The 19483-nt window shown below is 58.9% G+C and carries 21 protein-coding genes; 10 read left to right on the top strand and 11 right to left on the bottom strand.

The window, feature by feature from the left end; genetic code table 11:
- Positions 1–85: 85 nt before the first annotated feature.
- From ABJD00_RS01625 to ABJD00_RS01610, 4 genes are all read right to left on the bottom strand, one after another.
- Positions 86–664 (bottom strand): sarcosine oxidase subunit gamma, encoded by a 579-nt coding sequence (locus ABJD00_RS01625; protein WP_413836044.1) that lies wholly within the window; start codon positions 662–664, stop codon positions 86–88.
- Positions 657–3671, bottom strand: a complete 3015-nt coding sequence (locus ABJD00_RS01620; RefSeq protein WP_413836047.1) for a sarcosine oxidase subunit alpha family protein — start codon at positions 3669–3671, stop codon at positions 657–659. The genes ABJD00_RS01625 and ABJD00_RS01620 overlap by 8 nt, the downstream gene beginning before the upstream one ends.
- Positions 3668–3997, bottom strand: coding sequence for a sarcosine oxidase subunit delta (locus ABJD00_RS01615; protein WP_413836050.1), 330 nt, complete (start codon positions 3995–3997; stop codon positions 3668–3670). Before ABJD00_RS01615 ends, ABJD00_RS01620 begins: the two co-directional genes overlap by 4 nt.
- Before the next feature lie 87 nt (positions 3998–4084).
- Positions 4085–4303 carry a hypothetical protein gene (locus ABJD00_RS01610; RefSeq protein WP_413836053.1) on the bottom strand — a complete coding sequence of 73 codons (219 nt, stop codon included), beginning with the start codon at positions 4301–4303 and terminating at the stop codon, positions 4085–4087.
- 200 nt (positions 4304–4503) lie between these two features.
- On the opposite strand from ABJD00_RS01610, the gene ABJD00_RS01605 reads away from it, so the two are divergent.
- Both ABJD00_RS01605 and ABJD00_RS01600 read left to right on the top strand, forming a co-directional pair.
- Positions 4504–4689: a hypothetical protein gene (locus ABJD00_RS01605; protein ID WP_413836056.1), complete on the top strand. Its 186-nt coding sequence runs from the start codon at positions 4504–4506 to the stop codon at positions 4687–4689.
- Between the two features lie 3 nt (positions 4690–4692).
- Positions 4693–4890, top strand: a complete 198-nt coding sequence (locus ABJD00_RS01600) for a hypothetical protein (RefSeq protein ID WP_413836059.1) — start codon at positions 4693–4695, stop codon at positions 4888–4890.
- On the opposite strand, the gene ABJD00_RS01595 is transcribed toward ABJD00_RS01600, so the two are convergent.
- The gene (locus ABJD00_RS01595) at positions 4884–6128 is read right to left on the bottom strand and encodes a sarcosine oxidase subunit beta family protein (protein WP_413836062.1); all 1245 of its coding nucleotides are present in this window, start codon (positions 6126–6128) and stop codon (positions 4884–4886) included. The genes ABJD00_RS01600 and ABJD00_RS01595 overlap by 7 nt on opposite strands.
- A 231-nt stretch (positions 6129–6359) precedes the next feature.
- On the opposite strand from ABJD00_RS01595, the gene ccmI reads away from it, so the two are divergent.
- From ccmI to ABJD00_RS01580, 3 genes are read left to right on the top strand one after another with little or no spacing between them, the layout of a single operon-like run.
- Complete coding sequence (gene ccmI / locus ABJD00_RS01590) at positions 6360–7577, top strand: c-type cytochrome biogenesis protein CcmI (RefSeq protein ID WP_413836065.1); 1218 nt, start codon at positions 6360–6362, stop codon at positions 7575–7577.
- Complete coding sequence (gene ruvX / locus ABJD00_RS01585) at positions 7574–8050, top strand: Holliday junction resolvase RuvX (RefSeq protein ID WP_413836068.1); 477 nt, start codon at positions 7574–7576, stop codon at positions 8048–8050. Before ccmI ends, ruvX begins: the two co-directional genes overlap by 4 nt.
- Positions 8047–8310: a DUF1289 domain-containing protein gene (locus tag ABJD00_RS01580; RefSeq protein WP_413836071.1), complete on the top strand. Its 264-nt coding sequence runs from the start codon at positions 8047–8049 to the stop codon at positions 8308–8310. Before ruvX ends, ABJD00_RS01580 begins: the two co-directional genes overlap by 4 nt.
- Positions 8311–8412: 102 nt before the next feature.
- Here the strand turns inward: ABJD00_RS01580 and ABJD00_RS01575 are convergent, their stop codons facing one another.
- The 6 genes from ABJD00_RS01575 to dusA form a co-directional block, all read right to left on the bottom strand.
- On the bottom strand, positions 8413–9306 hold the full coding sequence (locus ABJD00_RS01575) for a fructose bisphosphate aldolase (RefSeq protein WP_413836074.1): 894 nt from the start codon (positions 9304–9306) through the stop codon (positions 8413–8415).
- Positions 9307–9384: 78 nt separating this feature from the next.
- Positions 9385–10731: a cytochrome P450 gene (locus ABJD00_RS01570; RefSeq protein WP_413836077.1), complete on the bottom strand. Its 1347-nt coding sequence runs from the start codon at positions 10729–10731 to the stop codon at positions 9385–9387.
- A complete protein-coding gene (locus tag ABJD00_RS01565) occupies positions 10728–12032 on the bottom strand; it encodes a hypothetical protein (protein WP_413836079.1) in 1305 nt (434 codons plus the stop codon). Before ABJD00_RS01565 ends, ABJD00_RS01570 begins: the two co-directional genes overlap by 4 nt.
- 65 nt (positions 12033–12097) lie before the next feature.
- The gene (locus ABJD00_RS01560) at positions 12098–12844 is read right to left on the bottom strand and encodes a hypothetical protein (RefSeq protein WP_413836082.1); all 747 of its coding nucleotides are present in this window, start codon (positions 12842–12844) and stop codon (positions 12098–12100) included.
- Positions 12841–13662, bottom strand: a complete 822-nt coding sequence (locus tag ABJD00_RS01555; protein WP_413836084.1) for a sulfite exporter TauE/SafE family protein — start codon at positions 13660–13662, stop codon at positions 12841–12843. The genes ABJD00_RS01560 and ABJD00_RS01555 overlap by 4 nt, the downstream gene beginning before the upstream one ends.
- Before the next feature lie 32 nt (positions 13663–13694).
- Positions 13695–14702: a tRNA dihydrouridine(20/20a) synthase DusA gene (gene dusA / locus ABJD00_RS01550; protein ID WP_413836087.1), complete on the bottom strand. Its 1008-nt coding sequence runs from the start codon at positions 14700–14702 to the stop codon at positions 13695–13697.
- Positions 14703–14801: 99 nt separating this feature from the next.
- Between dusA and ABJD00_RS01545 the strand changes: the two genes are divergently transcribed.
- The 5 genes from ABJD00_RS01545 to ABJD00_RS01525 all read left to right on the top strand — a co-directional run bounded on the left by ABJD00_RS01545 (position 14802) and on the right by ABJD00_RS01525 (position 19368).
- Entirely contained in the window at positions 14802–15395 is a 594-nt protein-coding gene (locus ABJD00_RS01545; protein WP_413836090.1) for a hypothetical protein, read from the top strand.
- Positions 15395–16426 carry a tyrosine-type recombinase/integrase gene (locus ABJD00_RS01540; RefSeq protein ID WP_413836092.1) on the top strand — a complete coding sequence of 344 codons (1032 nt, stop codon included), beginning with the start codon at positions 15395–15397 and terminating at the stop codon, positions 16424–16426. The genes ABJD00_RS01545 and ABJD00_RS01540 overlap by 1 nt, the downstream gene beginning before the upstream one ends.
- A gap of 122 nt (positions 16427–16548) precedes the next feature.
- Positions 16549–16809 (top strand): hypothetical protein, encoded by a 261-nt coding sequence (locus ABJD00_RS01535; RefSeq protein ID WP_413836095.1) that lies wholly within the window; start codon positions 16549–16551, stop codon positions 16807–16809.
- Complete coding sequence (locus ABJD00_RS01530) at positions 16806–17207, top strand: hypothetical protein (RefSeq protein ID WP_413854466.1); 402 nt, start codon at positions 16806–16808, stop codon at positions 17205–17207. Before ABJD00_RS01535 ends, ABJD00_RS01530 begins: the two co-directional genes overlap by 4 nt.
- The gene (locus ABJD00_RS01525; protein WP_413854468.1) at positions 17179–19368 is read left to right on the top strand and encodes an AAA family ATPase; all 2190 of its coding nucleotides are present in this window, start codon (positions 17179–17181) and stop codon (positions 19366–19368) included. Before ABJD00_RS01530 ends, ABJD00_RS01525 begins: the two co-directional genes overlap by 29 nt.
- Positions 19369–19483 lie beyond the last annotated feature (115 nt).

Raw genomic sequence — 19483 nt, 5'->3', positions numbered from 1 at the left:
GGGATCAAGGGTCAGACAGATGACAGTTTTCCGCGCGGTATGCGATTTTTTCGCGGTAAGAACAGCAGACCGTCGATTTCATGTCCTATGAGGTTGCGAAGTAACCAACCTCACTGCCCGGTTGCGCAGCCGTTTTCAGCAGATCGAACATGTATTGCGCGTTTGAGCGGAAGCACACGATGTGGAATGCGTCTTCATCCCGCATCCAGAATGCAGCAGGCACCTGCGCCATCCGGGTGCGTCGGAACATACCGGGTGTGAAGGCGGCGGGCTTCAAATCAACTGGCGCGAGTTTCGCGATCACCTCACGTGCGTTTGCCCCCTTAACAACGAACAGCGCACGCGCGTCGGACACGTCTACCGCTAGGCTGTGCGCGTCGCCCAAGTGAACCCGCATCTTGTCCAAGGTCTTGCCGACCTCCGCGTAAGAGCACAACACCAGTACTTCGTCAGGCGACATCCAGCAAATGCCTTTGTCACCCGCGCATTGCGCCGCGCCTTGCGCGGGCATCTTTTGGCCCGTCGCGCCAGTTGCAGCCTTGATCATCGCCGCGGAATTCAGATCACCCCGCAGCGTGATCATGCCTTGCAGGGGCGCTTCGCTGATATGTGCGATACCGCCCTCCCATGAAGCTCCGTTCAATGCGGTCACAGTCTTAGACATTCTGTTTCTCCCCTTCGGGGTCGTAGAACACTGGGTTTACGATGCGGGCGCTGTAAGTCTTGCCATCGGTGCCCGGGAACTCCAGCACCTCACCCATCCGGTCCGGTCCGTTCAGGATCAGGCCCATCGCGATCCCTTTGTCGAGATTGGGTGAATAGTAGGTCGACGTTACCCGCCCCTGCACATTGCGCTGGCCGTTGTCATTGGTTCCCTCCGCAACCGCATAGGCTCCGTCCGGCAGGACAGACCCGTTGGTCGTTTCCAGACCCACGAGCTTCCAGCGTGTTGGGTCAGCCATATGAGTGCGCAGATGGGCGCGCTTGCCCAGGTAGTCTTCTTTCTTCTTGGACAGGGCCCAGTGGAGTCCGAGATCCTGCGGAATCACGGTTCCGTCTGTCTCGTCGCCGATCATGATGAACCCTTTTTCAGCGCGCAGGATGTGCAGCGCCTCGGTCCCGTAGGGCATAACGTCATGCGCGGCGCCGACAGCCATCAGCGCATCCCAGAATGCCTGCCCTTCAGAAGCTTTGACGGCAATCTCATAGCTGAGTTCGCCAGAGAACGAGATCCGGTAGACCCGCACGTCAAAGCCGCCGATGGTGCCATCCGCCCATTCCATGAACCCTAACGCCTCTTGAGAGACGTCCATACCGCCGAGCGCTTCAAGCGCGGCGCGGGCTTTGGGCCCGACGACAGCGATCTGCGCGTATTGCTCGGTGACGTTGGCGACATAGACTTTCCAATCCCACCACTCGGTTTGCAGCCATTCTTCCATGTGCCCATGGATGTGCTCGGCCCCACCCGTGGTCGTGTGGCATAGGAACGTGTCTTCATCGATGCGCGCGACCACGCCGTCATCAATGAGGAACCCGTTTTCACCGCACATTAGGCCATACCGGCATTTGCCCGGTTTCAACGTGCTCATCATGTTGGTGTAGAGCATGTCGAGGAAGCGGCCAGCATCTGGCCCCTTCACGATGATCTTGCCAAGTGTCGAAGCGTCCAGCAGGCCCAGATTTTCGCGCGCGTTTCTGGTTTCGCGGTTCACCGCATCGCTCAGTTTTTCCCCCGGCCGAACATAGGCCAACGGACGACGCCACTGGCCGACTGGTTCCCAATCGGCACCGTTTTCTTCATGCCAGTCATACATGGGCGTGCGCCGAACCGGTTGAAAGACCTCGGCCCGCGCTTCCCCGCCAATCGCGCCCATAGAAATCGGCGTATAGGGCGGACGGAACGTTGTGGTGCCGGTCTGCGGGATCGGTTGATCCAGTGCATCAGATAGGATCGCAAGGCCGTTGATATTGCTTAACTTTCCTTGATCCGTCGCCATACCGAGCGTGGTGTAGCGTTTGGCGTGCTCGACGCTTTCAAATCCTTCTTGCGCGGCGAGCTGTACGTCGGACACTTTAACGTCGTTCTGGTAATCGAGCCACGCCTTGCCGCGCAGCGTCACGTCTGCACCCTGCGGCATCAGCCAAACGGGGGCCATCGGGGCTTCGTCTACGCTCTCGGCTTTAGGGGCCTTGCGTCTGGATTTGGCGTGACCTGTCGCCTTGGCCGCAGTGCCACCGCTGGCATGGGCATCGCTCAGGATCTCAGACAATCCGAAATAGCCGTTGGCGGCGCCCGCAGCGCTAACAAACCCACTGCCGTCTTTGCCTGTCGGTGCTTTATCCACATCGGGGCGGAACATTGCGAAATCGTTGTCCCAAAGAAGCTTGCCACCACAATGGGACCACAAGTGGACGACGGGTGACCAGCCGCCAGACATAGCAACCGTATCGCATTCTATTTCTTCAAGAACTGCACCCTCGCCGGCCTGCGCACAGACGGCCACGCCGGTCACGCGCTTGCCCCCGAGGACCTTGGCGACGCCATGCCCCATCAGAACGCGAATACCTGCTTCCTTGGCGGCGGTTATCAGTGGACTGTCCGTCTCTGGCACTCGCGCATCAAGGATAACGGGAACGTCCAGACCGGAGTGTTTTATGGCCAAAGCTGTCCGATAGGCATCGTCGTTGTTGGTTACAACCACAGCACGATCGCCCGGAGAGATTCCGTAGTTCACCACATAGTCGCGCACAGCGGAGGCCAGCATGACGCCCGGAATGTCATTGCCTGCAAAGCTGAGTGGGCGCTCAAGCGCACCTGTTGCCGTGATCACATGTCCGGCGCGAATACGCCAAAGCCGATGGCGCGGGCCTTGGACCTCAGGCGCATGATCGCGCAAACGCTCATATCCAAGCACATAGCCGTGGTCATAGACCCCTGCCCCCATAGTGCGTAAGCGCAATGTGACATTTGTCATGTCAGAGAGCTCTGACACCAGTTCGTCCACCACTTTATCCACAGGGGTGCCATCCACGCTGCCGCCATCGACCGGGGCACGACCGCCCCAATGGGCCGTTTGTTCGAACACCAGCACTTGTGCACCGGAGGCTGCTGCGGATTTCGCGGCCGTCAGGCCAGCGATACCGCCGCCCACGACCAGCACGTCGCAGAATGCATAGAAGTGTTCATAGGTGTCCTCGTCCCGCACCTTGGGGGCCTTCCCCAGCCCGGCCGCCTGCCGGATGAACGGTTCGTAGACGTATTTCCACAGGGGACGCGGGTGGATGAACATCTTGTAATAAAAGCCTGCAGGCATGAAACGCGCGAGTTTTGCGTTGATGGCGCCTACGTCAAACTCAAGACTGGGCCAGTGGTTTTGGCTTGTCGCGCCCAAACCATCAAACAGCTCGGTCGTGGTGGCGCGCTGGTTGGGTTCAAATGTGCCCCCGGCGCCAAGGTTGACCAAAGCGTTGGGTTCTTCCACACCGCTGGCAACGATACCGCGCGGGCGGTGGTATTTGAACGACCGCCCCACAAGCATCTGGTCATTTGCCAAAAGCGCAGAGGCAAGCGTATCCCCGGCATAGCCTTTGAGCGTTTTGCCGTTGAAGGTGAAACTCTGCGGTGCGCCCTTGTTTATCAGGCGGCCGCCTGTGGAAAGACGTGTGCTCATGAAAATGCTCCCCACGACCAGCCGTGACGTTTCTTACTGATTTTGTCGCGCAGTTCTTTTGGTGGTTCCATTGTTTGTGCGGGATACGTGCCGAACACTTCCAGTGTCATGGTGCAGCGCGCCGCGTGGAACCACTTGCCGCAGCCATAGGCATGCCGCCAGCGTTCGAAATGCACACCTTTGGGATTTTCACGCGTGAACATATAGCTTTCAAAATCTGCATCACTGGAGCCCGGACCAAAGCGTTTCAGGTGTGCTTCGCCGCCTCCGTGAAATTCGGATTCTTCGCCCGTTTGGCCGCAGCAGGGGCATGTTAGGATCAGCATGAGGGCGCTCCGTTCTGATGGGGCGACGCGAAAAAGGCGGACGTCGTGAGACGCCCGCCAGATGCGGTTCGATGTGATTGGGTAGGATTATTCGGTTGGCACTGGGGCCGGTTCGATTTCGGGCGCAATGATCCCCTCACCCGCAGGTGTGATCGCGCTGTCGGCCGCGCCGCCGTCACCGCCCGCAAAGGACCCGACAAATGCGATGAGGAGGATGAAGGCAACGATGAGTCCAAAGGCGATAAGCAGGCCGCGCCCGCTTGTACCGTCACTGCGGTGTAGGTTGGTGTGTGAATGGTCTGACATGATGGTGACTCCTGTCTGTGAGCCTCCATCACAGCGGATTTGACGACAGGCACAACGGATGGGTGCGCGGCCAAGCGAAACGGGCCAAGGACAGCCGGTTGCGTGCATCCGCGCTGGCTGCGTCCCGCCGGTTCGGCGAATTTACGTGACGCCGTGACCCGGTTTGTGTCAGTGTCAGACAAAGTTGACAGGAGAGTGCCATGAGCAAAGAGATGGGAGCCGTTCTGGTCTTTGGCGCCATTATCGTGGGCGCAATTGTGATGTTCGTTCTCGAACAGCGCGCCGCGGCCAAGCGCAAAGCAGCGCGCGGTGGACGGGAAATCGACGTGAGCAACCTGATTGCCTTTGGCTCGGCCGCCGGTGAGGGCAAGAAAACAATCGAGTAAAGCATGGACTGGCTTTGGCTCATCGTTCTTGGGTTTCTTATTGTGGGCGTTGTTCTGGCCCTGCGCGAACGGCGCACGGGACGCGGGCGCATCATCGACGAACGCGGCACGCCCGGTCCGCAAACCGATGCGCACCGCCAAGCCATGCGCGCCCAAGACGCCGCCCATCATCATAGCAGCATGCCCAATGACCATCAGTGAGCCACCCCTGCTGCGACACTTTCGTCGATGAACTTGCCCGCCCGGAACCGGTCCAGCGAAAACTCATCCGTCAAAGGCGAGCGTCCTTTGGCCATCAGTTCCGCCATGGCCCATCCCGAACCCGGTATCGCCTTGAACCCGCCCGTGCCCCAACCGCAGTTGATGAACACGCCCTCGACCGGTGTCTTGGACAGGATGGGTGAGCGGTCGCCTGTGACATCCACGATCCCACCCCATTGGCGCAGCATCTTGAGACGCGAGATCATCGGGAATGTCTCGATCAGCGCGCGCACGGTTTCCTCGATGTGGTGGAACGATCCGCGCTGGGTATAGTTATTGTATCCATCTGTACCCCCGCCGATCACCATTTCGCCTTTGTCGGACTGGCTCATGTACCCATGCACGGTGTTGGCCATCACCACCACATCCATGCACGGTTTAATGGGTTCAGAAACAAGGGCCTGCAGCGCCACAGACTCTATTGGCAGACGGAAGCCCGCCATGTTCGCAACATCGCCCGAGTGCCCCGCAACGACGATACCCAGTTTGGCGCAGTCGATCGGGCCTTTGGACGTATCGACACCGACCACCTTGTCGCCTTCACGGCGGATGGCAGTGACTTCGCATTTCTGGATCACGTCCATGCCCATATCAGAACACGCCCGTGCATAACCCCACGCCACAGCGTCATGGCGTGCCGTCCCTCCCCGCGCCTGCCACAGTGCGCCCAGAACGGGGTAGCGCGGACCATTGATATCGATGATCGGGCACAGTTCCTTGACGCGTTTGGGGCTGATGAACTCGGTTGTCACGCCTTGTAGCGCGTTGGCGTGAGCAGTGCGCTGATAGCCACGGATTTCGTGCTGGGTCTGCGCCAACATCATAACGCCGCGGGGACTGAACATGACGTTGTAGTTCAAGTCCTGGCTCATCGTCTCGTAAAGAGACCGGGACTTTTCATATATCGCCGCTGAAGGGTCCTGCAGATAGTTCGAGCGGATGATGGTCGTATTCCGCCCCGTATTGCCGCCGCCGAGCCACCCTTTTTCAATGATAGCGACATTAGTGATGCCGAAATTTTTTCCAAGGTGGTAAGCAGTAGCAAGGCCGTGCCCCCCTGCACCGATGATAATCACATCATATTTCGGTTTGGGTTCCGGCGCACGCCAAGCCCGTTCCCAGCCTGTGTGATAGCGCGCGGCTTCGCGCGCAATGGCAAAGGCAGAATATCGTTTCATGATCGCTCACTCCACCGCTGGAATCGAAGACTGGGTTTCTGGCGTTTGTAATGGCCGCTATAGCGAAGAAAAAGGCCAGCGCGGGCGGCACTTTTTATCATTTATGCGACACGAAGCCGCGCATTCTTGTCGCAGATCCGGGCGCAAGGCCGTATGCGCGACCTCTTTGCCTCTTTTGCTTGGCGGGGGCAGTGTTTACATGTGGCGGCATTGCTTGGGGAGAGGACCTTAATGCTGTTCTGGATTGTCACGGGATGTCTGACGCTCGTTGTGGTGGCGACACTGCTGCGCGCGCAGTTCCGTGGTGGCGAACAGGCACGCCCTGCAGCTGCTTATGATCTGGATGTTTACCGCGACCAGTTGCGCGAAGTTGAACGGGATCTGGAACGAGGCGTGCTGTCACCTGCAGACGGTGAACGTGCATTGACCGAAGTGTCACGCAGAATTCTTGCTGCCGACGCGGCCCTGAAGAACGCCACAAGTGCCGCGCGCGGCGCGCGGAGAGGTCCGCTTCTGGCCATTGTGACGGCTGTCGCACTGGTAGGCGGGTCCTTTGCCATTTACCTCGAGCTGGGTGCGCCTGGATACGGTGATCTGGCCTTGGCGGACCGGATCGAAGCCGCGCAGATCCTCCGCTCCGAACGCCCCAGCCAGGAGATAGCTCAAGCCAGTGTTCTAGAAAGCCCTCCTGTGGATGCGGCGCCCGACTATGTTGCTCTTGTTGAGCGGTTGCGCGAAGCCGTTGAAGCCCGCCCTGATGACCTGCAAGGCCTGACCCTGCTCAGCCAGTCAGAGGCCCGTCTTGGTAACTTTGCCGCGGCCCATGTCGCGAAGGCCCGCGCAATCAGCCTGAAAGGTGAGGACGCTACTGCACAGGACTTTTCAGAATATGCCGATTTGCTGGTGTTGGCGGCAGGCGGCTATGTGTCGCCCGAAGCCGAGCAGATGCTGGAACGCACGCTCGCGATGGATCCTCAAGATGGAGCTGCGCGCTATTACTACGGGCTGATGATGTCGCAGACCGGGCGCCCGGACACAGCGCTGCGGATCTGGGATCAGTTGCTGCGCGAAGGGCCGATGGATGCGCCATGGATCGCGCCTATTGATGCACAGATGCCGGACATCGCGATGCGCGCCGGTGTGGATTATGCCCGACCAACGTTTGGTACAGGTCGTGGCCCGACCCGAGATCAAATCGACGCCGCATCCGACATGAGCCCGGCTGAACGCATGGAGATGATCCAAGGCATGGTAGCGGGCCTCAGTGACCGGTTGGCCACGGATGGCGGTCCGGTCGAGGACTGGGCGCAGTTGATCTCGGCCCTAGGGGTGTTGGGCGATCTTGATCAGGCCCGCGCGGTCTTTGACAACGCCATGGAAGTCTTTGGTGGTGACCCGACGGCGATCGACATGCTGAATCGGGCTGCAGATCGCGTCGGCCTGCAATGATCTTTGATGACGTTCACGAATTTGCCTCTGCACTGCCTGACACGCGTGCGCTGATGGGCTTGGATTTGGGCGACAAAACCATTGGGGTGGCCGTGTCAGATACCTTCTTGTCCATCGCGACCCCGCTTGAAACCGTGCGGCGGCGCAAATTCGGACTGGACGCGGCGCGGCTGTTGGAACTGATCGCTGGGCGGGATGTGGGTGGCCTTGTGCTCGGACTACCACGCAACATGGACGGGTCCGAAGGGCCACGCTGCCAGTCGACCCGCGCGTTCGCCCGTAATCTCAGCCAGTTGTGGGATGGACCGATCACGTTCTGGGACGAACGCCTGAGCACCGTTGCGGCTGAAAAGGCACTGCTGGAGGCGGATACGACACGTAAACGTCGCGCAGAGGTTATCGATCACGTTGCGGCGGGCTATATTCTGCAGGGGCTGCTGGACCGGCTGGCAGCGATCAAGAGGCAAGCATGAGCAACGGCGATCAAACCGCGCGTTCGGCGCGCGACATCCCCATCTGGACACGTGACGAGATCGAAAGCCCTTGCGTGCAGATCTGCGTCATCCATCCCGAGACGCGATTATGCGCAGGATGTGCCCGGTCGATCGATGAAATTGGGGCGTGGAGCCGTATGAGCGCTGACGAGCGCAGCGCTATCATGGCGGAGTTGCCGAACAGGCAGGCCGCGCCAACAACCCGCCGGGGCGGGCGTAATGCCCGGCTCAAACGCTAGACGAAGACCAGCGTGGTCTCTGATTGTTTTTTAACACAGTAAACGGCGCAACCTTACAGGACATCGCGTCGACGTCCGGCAAGTCTTTGCGCCAGAAAACGTTTACGCGATGGACGCGGCGTGAATTGTCGAAATGTTGCTGCCCAACGCCGCTTCGAAGTCTGGATCCGCCATATCGCGCTGCAACCCCTCAGTCAGGGCGCGGCTAAAGCTGGCGATCATCTTGTGGTTCTTGGCCAATCGCGCGCTGGCATCTGCTGTCGAATACCCGCCTGACAGAGCCACGACCCTCAGGACCCGCGGGTGATCCGCCAATGCATCATATAGCCCCGGCACATCTGGCAAGGTCAGTTTCAACATCACATCTTGCCCGTCACCCAGCGTTTCTATCTGTGCCATCAAAGCTTCAGCCAGCATGGCCTCCGCCTCACCTTTTGTGGTCGAATGGATGTTCACTTCGGGCTCAATGATGGGCACCATGCCTGCATCAATCACTTCATGTGCGACGTCCATTTGGTTGGCCACAATGGCCTTGATCCCGTCTGCATTGGCCGCGTTGATGACCGATCGTTCCTTTGTGCCGTATACACCCATTTCCTTGGCGGCAGCCAGTGTCTCAGCGAGGCCCGGAATTGGTTTGAGAAGTTGCACATCGTCCGCTTCTTCTTGCAGGCCCTTGTCGATCTTCAGGAAAGGAACAACACCTCGGTTCTCCCAAAGATAGCTGGGCACGGGCTGACCCGAAACCGCCTCGTTCAGCGTCTTTTCAAAAAGGATCGCGCCAATCACTTTGGCACTGGTGAAATCAGGCGCCGTCATGATCCGAGCTCGCATTTTCTGGATTTCGGCGAACATCGCCTCTTCGCCGTCATAACCGCTGGCATCGACGCCATAGAGGGCGAGCGCCTTGGGGGTAGACCCGCCCGACTGATCAAGCGCCGCGATAAAACCCGCACCGTGTTCCATTTGGTCGCGCATCTTTGCAAAATCGGGCATCTGTCTCTCCGGGGTCTGGTCCAAGTTGTCACACTCCTAACTCATTAAAACGCTTGGGTTAATCCCACGCAGGCCATGTTAGCGCTGCCGTTTGCGCAAATTCAGCCATATCCCGTCGCGTGCACGTACTGTGAGGTGGGCAACGGGCACGGGATCGCGGTCTGGAACGATTTCAACCTCAAAGTCGCGCAACAGTTGGGCCAGAATCAAAACGCCTTCGACCATCGCAAAACCGGCCCCCGTGCAGACACGCGCCCCTGTGGAAAACGGGATGAAGGCATCCCTCTGACAGGATTTGCCATTTTCCGTATGCCACCGGGTCGGATCGAAATCATCCGGGTGCTCCCAAAGCCGTTCGTGGCGGTGCAGGTGCCATGGGCTTATGACAAGCTGACTACCACGTGGAGCAGTTCGATCGCGAAACTTTTCGGATTGCGTGGTCTCCCGCACCATCATCGGCACCGGCGGATAGAGGCGCAGAGTTTCGCGGAACACATCGCGGGTGGTTGTCAGTTTAGACATCGCAGAAAAATCGCAGCTTTCAAGCGCCTGAGCCTCAGCCGCCACCTTGTCCTGCCAGCCGGGATAAAGCGCCATCAAATAGAGCGCCCAAGCCAGAGCGGACGCGCTGGTTTCATGCCCCGCAAGGAAGAAGATTGCGACCTGATCCACCATCTCTTCAGGCGAAAACGCCTCACCCGTGACCGGATCAGTGGTGGTCATGATCTTGGTTGCCAGATCGTCCGGCGCGGTGCCTGCGGCAATTTCATCAGCGCGCTGTTCCACCAACTGAGTAATCAACCCGCGAATGCGCGCCGCACTGGCGCGGGTGTCGCGCCGAAACAGACGGGGCATCCAGCGGGGCAAGGGCACAAAAGCGGCGAGGTTCAGAATCGGCTGGCTGCGTTGATAAGCGCGGAATTCGTCGAACACTGCTGCCGCCAGTGCGTTTTCAATGGGAATGGAAAAGAGCGTGCGAAAGATCACATCCGCCGCCGCGTGACTGGTTTGCGCTTCAACTTCGCTTATGCCTTCCTGCAAACGGCTGGCAGCCGCTTCGGCTGCATCCCACATCGCTGGGAACGTCTCGCGCAGGCGTCCGCCCTCGAAAGCAGGGTCAATGATACGGCGCTGGCGTTTCCAGACGTCGCCGTTTGTCAGAAACACCGAGTTACCAAGCAAGGGCCGCAACCCCTCCCCGATGAGATCCGATTTCGGGAAGTTATCGGGCCGGTCCTTCAGCACCGTCTTGATCAGTTCGGGCTGGTTCATCAGAAAGCTACGGAAAAACGGGGTGCGAAACTCGGCCATCCACGCGCGATAAAGCCGGGCAGGCTGAGCGGATAGGATGTCGGCGCGAAACAGCTGCATATAGCGCCAAAGCGAAACGCGGTTCGGACGGCTGGGCGGTTTGGGTGGGCTCATGCGGCAATCCAAGTGTATTTGGACACTGGCACGTCAATCCGGGATTTGGACGGCGGGCGGTGCGCATAGCGCGCGCCCAATGTCATGGGGCCCGCAGTGATCTGGAAGTAGTCGTAATCCAGCGGGCGATCGAATGCGCACAGGTACTGGAAATGCAGTCGGAAAAACCGCCAGCGTAATTCGGCCCAGCGCTCAGGGCTGAGGCTGCGCGTGAACTGAGCGGAAAAGACCAGCGGCCAGCGTTTGGGCTCGGGGGCGACACCGGACACCGACACTGGGTCGCACAACGCAAAGGCGCATCCGTCACCGGGTGCTGTTACATCGACCCATGTGAGTTCGTCACGAATGGACAGATATTGCAGGTCAGCCCGCAACCGGTGCGCATCTGGCAAAAAGGAAACCATGGGCACGACCTGCCCCAGTGACAGGAACGACAGGGCCGGAGCGCCCTCGGGTACACGCCCCGAACGGATCAGATCGGCAAGGATGGACACCCCCAAATGCGCGCCCGAGGAATGGCCAACGACCAACACCTCATCCACCTCCCCTTTGAGGGCCTCAGCGATGGCGTCCCGAAACTGCGCCATTCGCGCCTCCAGCGGCGCAGGATTTGCGCCACGCGACTGGGCCGAATAGGCATAGTCATGCATGAGGTAGTAGGCAAAGAATTTGCCATCCTTTGTCTTGAACCAGCGCAGAATGAAATACGCGACGCATCCACCAGCAACCAGGCAAAGCAACGTACCTGTAGCGACTGCAGCCGCGAAAAACACCGACATCCCCGTTTCTCCCAAGGGCGGCAACATAGGGCTGATCAGCGAACGCATGACCCATTCAAATGCAGTGCGTGTTCCAGCCATCGCACCCCATGCGCCAAGGAGCGCAATAATCAGTTGCAGCAGCAACATCCCCACTGGGTAGAGAGCAGCAATAACCGGCCCTTTGCGCAAGCGCATCAAGCGGCGCAGTGCGCCCGAAGCGATGTAAGTCCACGCCGTGCGCAGCAGTTGCGCATATGTTCCGGCGATAGATGTATCCATGCTGTCTCGCACGATGTCGGACCAGACCAGCACGCTGACATCTGCGTGCACAGACTGATTGTCGATACTGGCATCAACCTTCCAGCCATAGTGTGGCTTGCTGTCGCCACGCGACAAGGAGATGTCATACCCGGAGATTACGGCCTGTGCCGCACTTTCAGTGCGGTAAAGTTCACGGTAACGGCGGGGATGAATGGGGTCGTAGCCCGGAATGTAGAACACCCGGCGGCTTTGGACGGTTTGTGGATGCGACCTGCTCATATCTGCACCTGTTGCTAGCGCGCAGTCTAGCCGGATTATCAGGCCAAAGTAAGGCGCACACTTCCTCAGGTGGGGTCCGCAGCTAACCAGTCTTTTGCATCGCTGAATTCAGGGCGGAAAAAGGCGATCATGCGCCCGTCTGTAACGGGACCGTCCCAAGGCGCCGTTCCATGCAAAGCAAAGCGGTGAATGAGAAAAGATTGCCCGGGTCCGGCGACAATCGGGATTGGATCGCTTGCTTCAAAAGCAGCGCGCCTAGCGGCGTGATAAGCATCTGTCAGATCAACCTGATCGATAGGCTGTGCGCCGATCAGTTCACTCAACGCGGCCTGCATGATCAGATGGCTGCCCGGCCAAACGACCGTGGGCGCCGCCGCTACAGGATTGAGCGGCAGACCAAGGATGTAAGCATGGAACTCGCGCGCAAAACGGCGTCGCGCAGGTCCTTCAGGCAGTAGCCCGTCCACATGCGCCGCCGCACGTGTAACACGATAGCGGTGGTTTGCCTCGCTTTGGTCCGGGTCGCGCTTCGGATAGCCTGGATAGATGATCGAAAGTTGCGCGCTGTGCATCGCCACTGAGGGAACGTGATCCTGCCAGGGACCGGCAAGCGGTACGTTGTCCACTTTCCCCATTGGTCCGTTGGGCAGTGCATCAACGCCCACAAACCACGTCTCGCCGTGGCGCAAGTTCGCAGCGCGCATCTCTGGATCGCTGGCGATGTCCCGCGCGACACGCACTGCCGCACTCGCCCACTTGGCAACACGCGGATCAGCGTCAAAGACAGCATATCCGTCGCGCCCAAGATTCATCCCAATACAGCCTTGCGCAACATGTTTAGCGCGACCATCACCAGAAACACGGCAAATACTCGTTTAAGCGGACCGGGATCCATCGCATGGGCCAGTCGCACGCCCCAGGGGGCTGTGATCAGGGTCATCGCGATGATGACGGCAAAGGCGATCAGATTAACTGCTCCAACTGTGAAAGGTGGCACCGGAGCGGACGTAGACACCAGCAAAAAACCGTTGACCGCAGGCACCGCGATAAGAACACCAAACCCAGCCGCCGTCGCCACAGCCCGATGGATGGGTACACCAAAGAGGCTCATAAGCGGCACACCAAAGCTGCCGCCGCCAATACCCATCAAGACCGACAAAAAACCCATCACAGGCGATAGAGCGGCGCGCGTCACCCCGGTCGGCATACGCGGCCCCAAGCGCCAGTCATTGCGCCCAAAGCTCATGTAAAGGCCGACACTCAACGCAAGCACCCCAAAGATGGCCTGCAACGTGGTCGAGCGCAGTTGTGCCACGACGAACATACCAAGCACCGCACCAACGACAATTCCGGGCGCCCAGGTGCGCAGGATGTCCCAGTCAACTGCGCCCTTCTTGTTGTGACTGTGCACTGTGCGCAATGACGTCACGATGATCGTGGCCAACGATGTTGCCAGGCACATCTGCATCAGACCTGGCCCATCATAGCCAAGTGTCTGAAACGCATAAAAGAACGACGGAACCAGAACGATCCCCCCGCCGACGCCCAGCAACCCGGCCAAGACGCCCGCAAAGGCACCGATACCGGCCAGCATCGCAAGCATGGACAGAACAAGGGATATATCAGGCATCAGGCGAACTCTTTTTGATGGGTTCGCGCCTGCTACACGGCTTTGGCGGGCTCTTCCAGAGGGGTCACCCGCGCCAGCGCAGCCAGCACCAATTCAGGTCCAGCATCGGTTTGTGTGGCGCCTTCGCTCAAGGTGCGCCGCCACCCCCTTGCTCCGGGACGACCCGAAAACAGACCGAGCATGTGGCGCGTGATTTGGTGCAGGCGTCCACCCGCACTCAGGTGGGCTTCGATATACGGCAGCATCGCGTACACAGCACCCTCGGCACTGCTGTCTTCGCCTGCGCCAAATACCCGACGATCGGCTTGGGCCAAAATGTCTGTCGGTTGGTGATAGGCCGCGCGTCCGATCATGACGCCGTCAAGGCCGGACTCGAGCAGATCAAGGGCCTGATCCAAGGTCTCGACCCCACCATTGATCGAGATATGCAGATTGGGGAACAGGCCCTTCATCCGCATGACCAGATCGTAATCCAGAGGAGGAATATCCCTGTTTTCCTTCGGACTCAGACCCTGCAACCACGCTTTGCGCGCATGAATCGTGACCCGTTCGCAGCCCGCAGCCACGATGCGGGCCAGAAACTCGGGCAGCACAGTTTCCGGATCCTGTTCATCCACGCCGATGCGACATTTGACGGTAACAGGTACGTGGACAGCTGCACGCATGGACGCCACACAGTCGGCCACCAGCCCTGCATCACGCATCAATACCGCCCCAAACGTGCCAGATTGCACACGGTCCGAAGGGCAACCGCAATTGAGGTTAATCTCATCATATCCCGCCTGCGCGCCCAACTGCGCGGCACGGGCCAGTTCAACCAGATCAGAGCCACCAAGCTGCAAGGCGACGGGATGCTCATCCTCGTGGTGATCCAGCAGATGCATCGCTCCACCCCGCACCAAAGCAGGCGCGGTCACCATTTCAGTGTAAAGGAGAGCATGGCGGCTGAGTTGCCGATGCAGAAAACGGCAATGCCGGTCGGTCCAATCCATCATGGGGGCAACGGACAATTTATCATTATATTCTAATGGTTTAGACATTAGTTTTGCACACGTTTTTGCTTACTATTGCACACGGATTGCACACGTCTTACATGCTCATTGCACAGAGTTTGATATGAATTTGCACAGGAGATGCACATGAACCGTTTCGCCGTAACTATCGCCGCCGCATTGATGGCGTCAACCGCTGCTGCTGAGAACTATCCTTTTAAGATGGTGGGCTTTGCCTGCGACGCTGAGAAGGATTTCGCCGTAGCGATTGTGCGAAACAAGGACGCCTCTGGTCTGCTTAATTCTTGGTCAGAAGATTTCGAGACCTTTGAGATTGAGAACGGCTTTCTGGTGCAATACCCGTTCGAGTATTCTGATGAAATCCCTATGACGGCCAACATTTTCATCACGGAAGAGAATGGCAATTGGAGCTTCAAGGCCATTTACGGCGACCAAGCCGAAGAAGGCACTTGCTTAGACATTTCGAGTATGACCAACAGAATGCTTCCCTTCTGGGAGCGGGTAATTGCCGATGGCGGACCGGATCAGAAACAGTTCCTGCGCGACCGCATTGCAGAACTGGAACAAGAGAACGCACGCCTGCGTGCCGTGACTGCTGCGCACAAAGAGCTACGCAAGCGCGACGCCCGATCGGCTGCTCTCTGCGAAGATGTCCGCCAGCGCGTTGCCGAAGGTGCCGAGTTTCCCGAAACTACTCTTGATATTTGCGGGGTGAAGTAATGGCCACCATTTCCCGCCTACCCTCTGGCAAACACCGCGCCCAAGTCCGCAAGTCCGGCGTCTACAAGGCCAAGACCTTTGCCCGCAAGTCAGACGCTACCGCATGGGGCGTAGACATCGAGCGCGCCATCGAAGGCGGCTCAAGTGCTGGCACGATCCAAGCCAGCCGCGACATGACGCTTGCCGATGTGGTCGACGCATATTTGAAACAGGTGCAGTTGGGACGCACCCCGCGTTTCAACCTCGAACGCATCAAGGACCGCCTCGGAGCGACACCGATCCGCGATCTATCCGCCATCCACATGACCGAGTTCGTCGATGGCAGGCTCGCCGAAGGTGCCGGTGGAGTAACGGTCGCCTCGGACCTGTCGAACCTGTCAGCGGTCCTCAAATGGGCCAGAGCCGCCAAGAACATCGACGTGAACACAGAACTGGCCAAAGAGGCCCGACGTGGCCTGACGGCCCGCCGGATCGACACCCGGAGCCATGAGCGCACCCGTGTGCCAACACAGGCCGAGCTGGACCGCATCCTAGCCCACATCGAAGGCAACGACCGACAGGTGATCCCTGCCGCGACGATCATGCGCTTTGCTGTGGCGTCGGCGATGCGTCTCGGCGAGATTTGTCGCATTCGGATCGAAGATATCAACTGGAACGAAAAGGCCGTGATCATCCGCCAACGCAAAGACCCACGCCGCAAGCTGCGCAATGATCAGTCGGTGCCGCTGGTTGGTGACTCCTTTGAGATCGCCCGTGAGGCCGCACAGGGCCGCTCTGAAGGCCGTCTGTTCCCATATGATGCGAGGTCGGTCGGAGCCGTCTTTACCCGTGCCACACGCAAGCTTGAGATCGAAGATTTGCACTTTCACGACCTCCGACATCTGGCGATCACCGAACTATTCCGCCGAGGCCTGCCGATGGAGTTGGTGGCCGTTGTGAGCGGCCATAAGGATTGGAAACATCTCAAGCGTTACACGCAATTAGACGCATCTGACGTGCATAACGCATTAGGACGCTTGCAAAATCTTTGACCCTCATGCGATGGATTAGGGGCGGTGATTCGTCCCCGCGACAATCAATCAAAGAAGCAACGAATTAACTCTGCGCCCGTCGGGCGTGGTTTTATTTCTGTTCTGATTGTCGCGAGAAAAACATGGCAAACGAAAACCCGAACCCGCTCCCTGAGAGCGTCCGTGCAACCTTCCTTGGCGCTGGTTACATCGTCGAAGAAGACCTTTCCGACCTCCGTAACGAGAAGCTTGAAACGACCCGCATCAAGCGTTCACGGGGCGAGATGCCACCCCATCACAAATTCGGCTCACGCATCTTCTACCGTGTCGAGGATGTTCTAACTCTTGTCGAACACGGCGCGCGCAAGGTCCGCGCAGGTACAGCAATGGATTTGCTGTCATGAGACTCACACCAAAGGCACTGCGCGAACTGGTCGGCTATTGCCCCCTCACGGGCCAGTTCTGGTCAAAGGTGAGCAGCACCCACCGCCCCCTGTTCACATCCGTAGACAGCCACGGCTATCGGGTGGCGACCATCAAGGGCCACAGGATCAACGCGCAGCGTGCCGCCTTCGCTCTTATGCATGATCGCTGGCCGCTGGCGGTGCAATTTCGAAACGGCGATAAAACGGATTGTCGGGAATCTAACCTCAAGGAGGGTTGGCGCGGTTTGCGCTTGATTAAGACCGAAACGGCCCGCCATGAGGATGACGGGCCGTCAAAGAACCAAGGAAAGAATAGCTGCGAAACCGAACCCCTTGGAGGTCTTACTTGTGAACCAGATTACTCAAATAACCGCTGAAGAGCAAACCGACGCCGCAGCGTTCGTCGCCAAGATCGAACGCCTCCGAACAAATCACACAATGGGCGCGATCCTGCTGGGTGAGCAGGTTCCAAAAGGAGCCTTCCTGCCCGTTGGTCACGATGGGACGAATTGTGATGCGCAGCTGACGCACATCAACACAGGCCTTTTTCAACCCGATGATGATGGCAGATGGTCCGAGCGCGATGGTTGCGCCCACGGCACAGCCTGCTTGGTGCTGGACGACATCGGCACGAAGGCAGGCACCCCGCCTATGGAGCCAACCCTGATCATGGAGACATCCCCCGGCAATTACCAATGGGTCTATTATTACTCTGACTTTGTGACGCCTGAATGGGGCGCAGGAATGGCCACGGCTGCTGCTGCTGCTGCGAACCTTGGAGACCCGTTCGTCCGTCTCAGGTCACATCACTGGTGGCGGTTGCCGGGAAGCCTGCCAGCAGACAAGCGGATCGAACGGGAAGACAAGGCACGCAAAGAGGGCGTAGCGCCCGATTATACCCCCGCCAGACTTGTCTGGGCGTCTTGGAAGACCTTCACATATGCGGAGGTGGCAGCAGGCCTAGGGATCGATCCCAAGCCCGAAGAGACCAAAGCGCACAAAGGCAGTATTGAGTACGACGCCGAGACAGGCGAACAGGACGTGGTCCTGCAGTGGTACAGGGCCAATCACAAGGTAGGGCGACCGGACCGCAGAGGCTGGCACAAGATCACTTGCCCGAACCACGAACAGCATACGAACCAGCGAGAGACCACAGCGGGATATGTACCGCCCAACGCGAAGAGCCGAGGCGCGTTCAAGTGCCAACATGCCCATTGCGACGGGGTGAAAATGGCTCATTTGCGGCGCTGGGTCGCCTCGCAGGGCGGTCCAACTGTGGCCGAGGCCGAGGCATATGCGCGCCGGGTCGAGCCGCCTGTGGTGGTCGATATGCCCCTGACAGACCTGCCGCCGGGTGCATTACCCATCGGATCGGAGCATCTATTGCCCATGCCGCCACGCGCCATTGAGCCGCGCACGCTCGACCTGTGGCCCGCCTCGACCCTGCACGGGCTGTCGGTGCCGCCGAGGCAATGGCACGTCCAAGACATGGTTCCTGACGCCACCGTGACGCTCCTTGGCGGTGATGGCGGGACAGGTAAATCCCTGCTTGCCCTACAACTCGCAGTCGCAACAGCCTTGGGGCGCAAATGGGTCGGGATCGATGCGCGACAGGGAGCCGCCCTGTACGTGTCCGCAGAGGACGACAAGGCCGAACTGCATCGCCGCCTGTCAGACATAGCCAGAGCCGAGGACGTGGCCCTGTCGGACCTCTCAGGCCTTCATGTGGCATCTTTGGCAGGCGAGGATGCCTTGCTTGCCACAGCAGAGCCAAACGGGGTCATGATCGCCACACAACTGCTCGACTTGGTCCGTGAACGGGTCGAGGCGCTGCGCCCGAAGCTGATCGTGCTGGACACGCTGGCTGACCTCTTTGGCGGCAATGAGAACGACCGATCTCAAGCCCGTCAATTCATCGGCATGCTGCGCGGCATCGCAATCAAGTTTCAATGCGCCGTGGTCGTGCTGTCGCATCCCTCTCTGACAGGGATGGCGTCGGGTACAGGCTCAAGCGGCTCGACCGGGTGGAACAACTCTGTGCGGTCGCGCCTGTACCTGTCACGTCCAGACGACGAAGACGGTGGCGACACAGACGGGCGCGTCCTTCAGGTCAAGAAGGCCAACTATGGTCCTGTCGGTGATGAGGTGGCGCTGAGATGGGTCAAGGGTGTTTTCATCAAGAGCGGGGGGGCAGGCTTTGTCTCCGCTGATGGAGCGTACCTTGGTGACGTGGTGGCCGAGGAAGCCTTCCTCAAATTGCTGGATGAGATGAACAAGCAGGACCGCCGGGTGTCATCCAGCGGTGGCAAGAACTACGCTCCATCACTCTTCGCCACAAACCCTGATAATGAGGGGGTTTCAAAGAAGCGTTTTCAGCGCGCAATGGAGCGGCTTTTGGCTTCGGGCCGCATCGAAATTACCAAGGAAGGACCACCGAGCAAACGGGTAGAGAAGATACAGAAGGTCACAAAAACCGATAAATCTTTTTATCCAGAGCCTTCCAACGGCTCTGCCAATGAGGTGCCCCTAGATTTGTAGACGCTTTGCTTGGTAATTTTGGAACCAAGGAGAGACGGATATGAACAAGGGCATACGGTTTACGGATGAGTTTAAGCAGGACGCCGTGGCGCAGGTTGTTGAGCGTGGATATGCG

The organism is Tateyamaria sp. (assembly GCF_039945315.1).
Lineage (GTDB): Bacteria > Pseudomonadota > Alphaproteobacteria > Rhodobacterales > Rhodobacteraceae > Tateyamaria.
Note: the sequence above shows the minus strand (reverse complement) of the source record. Positions and strands in the feature narration are given on the sequence as shown.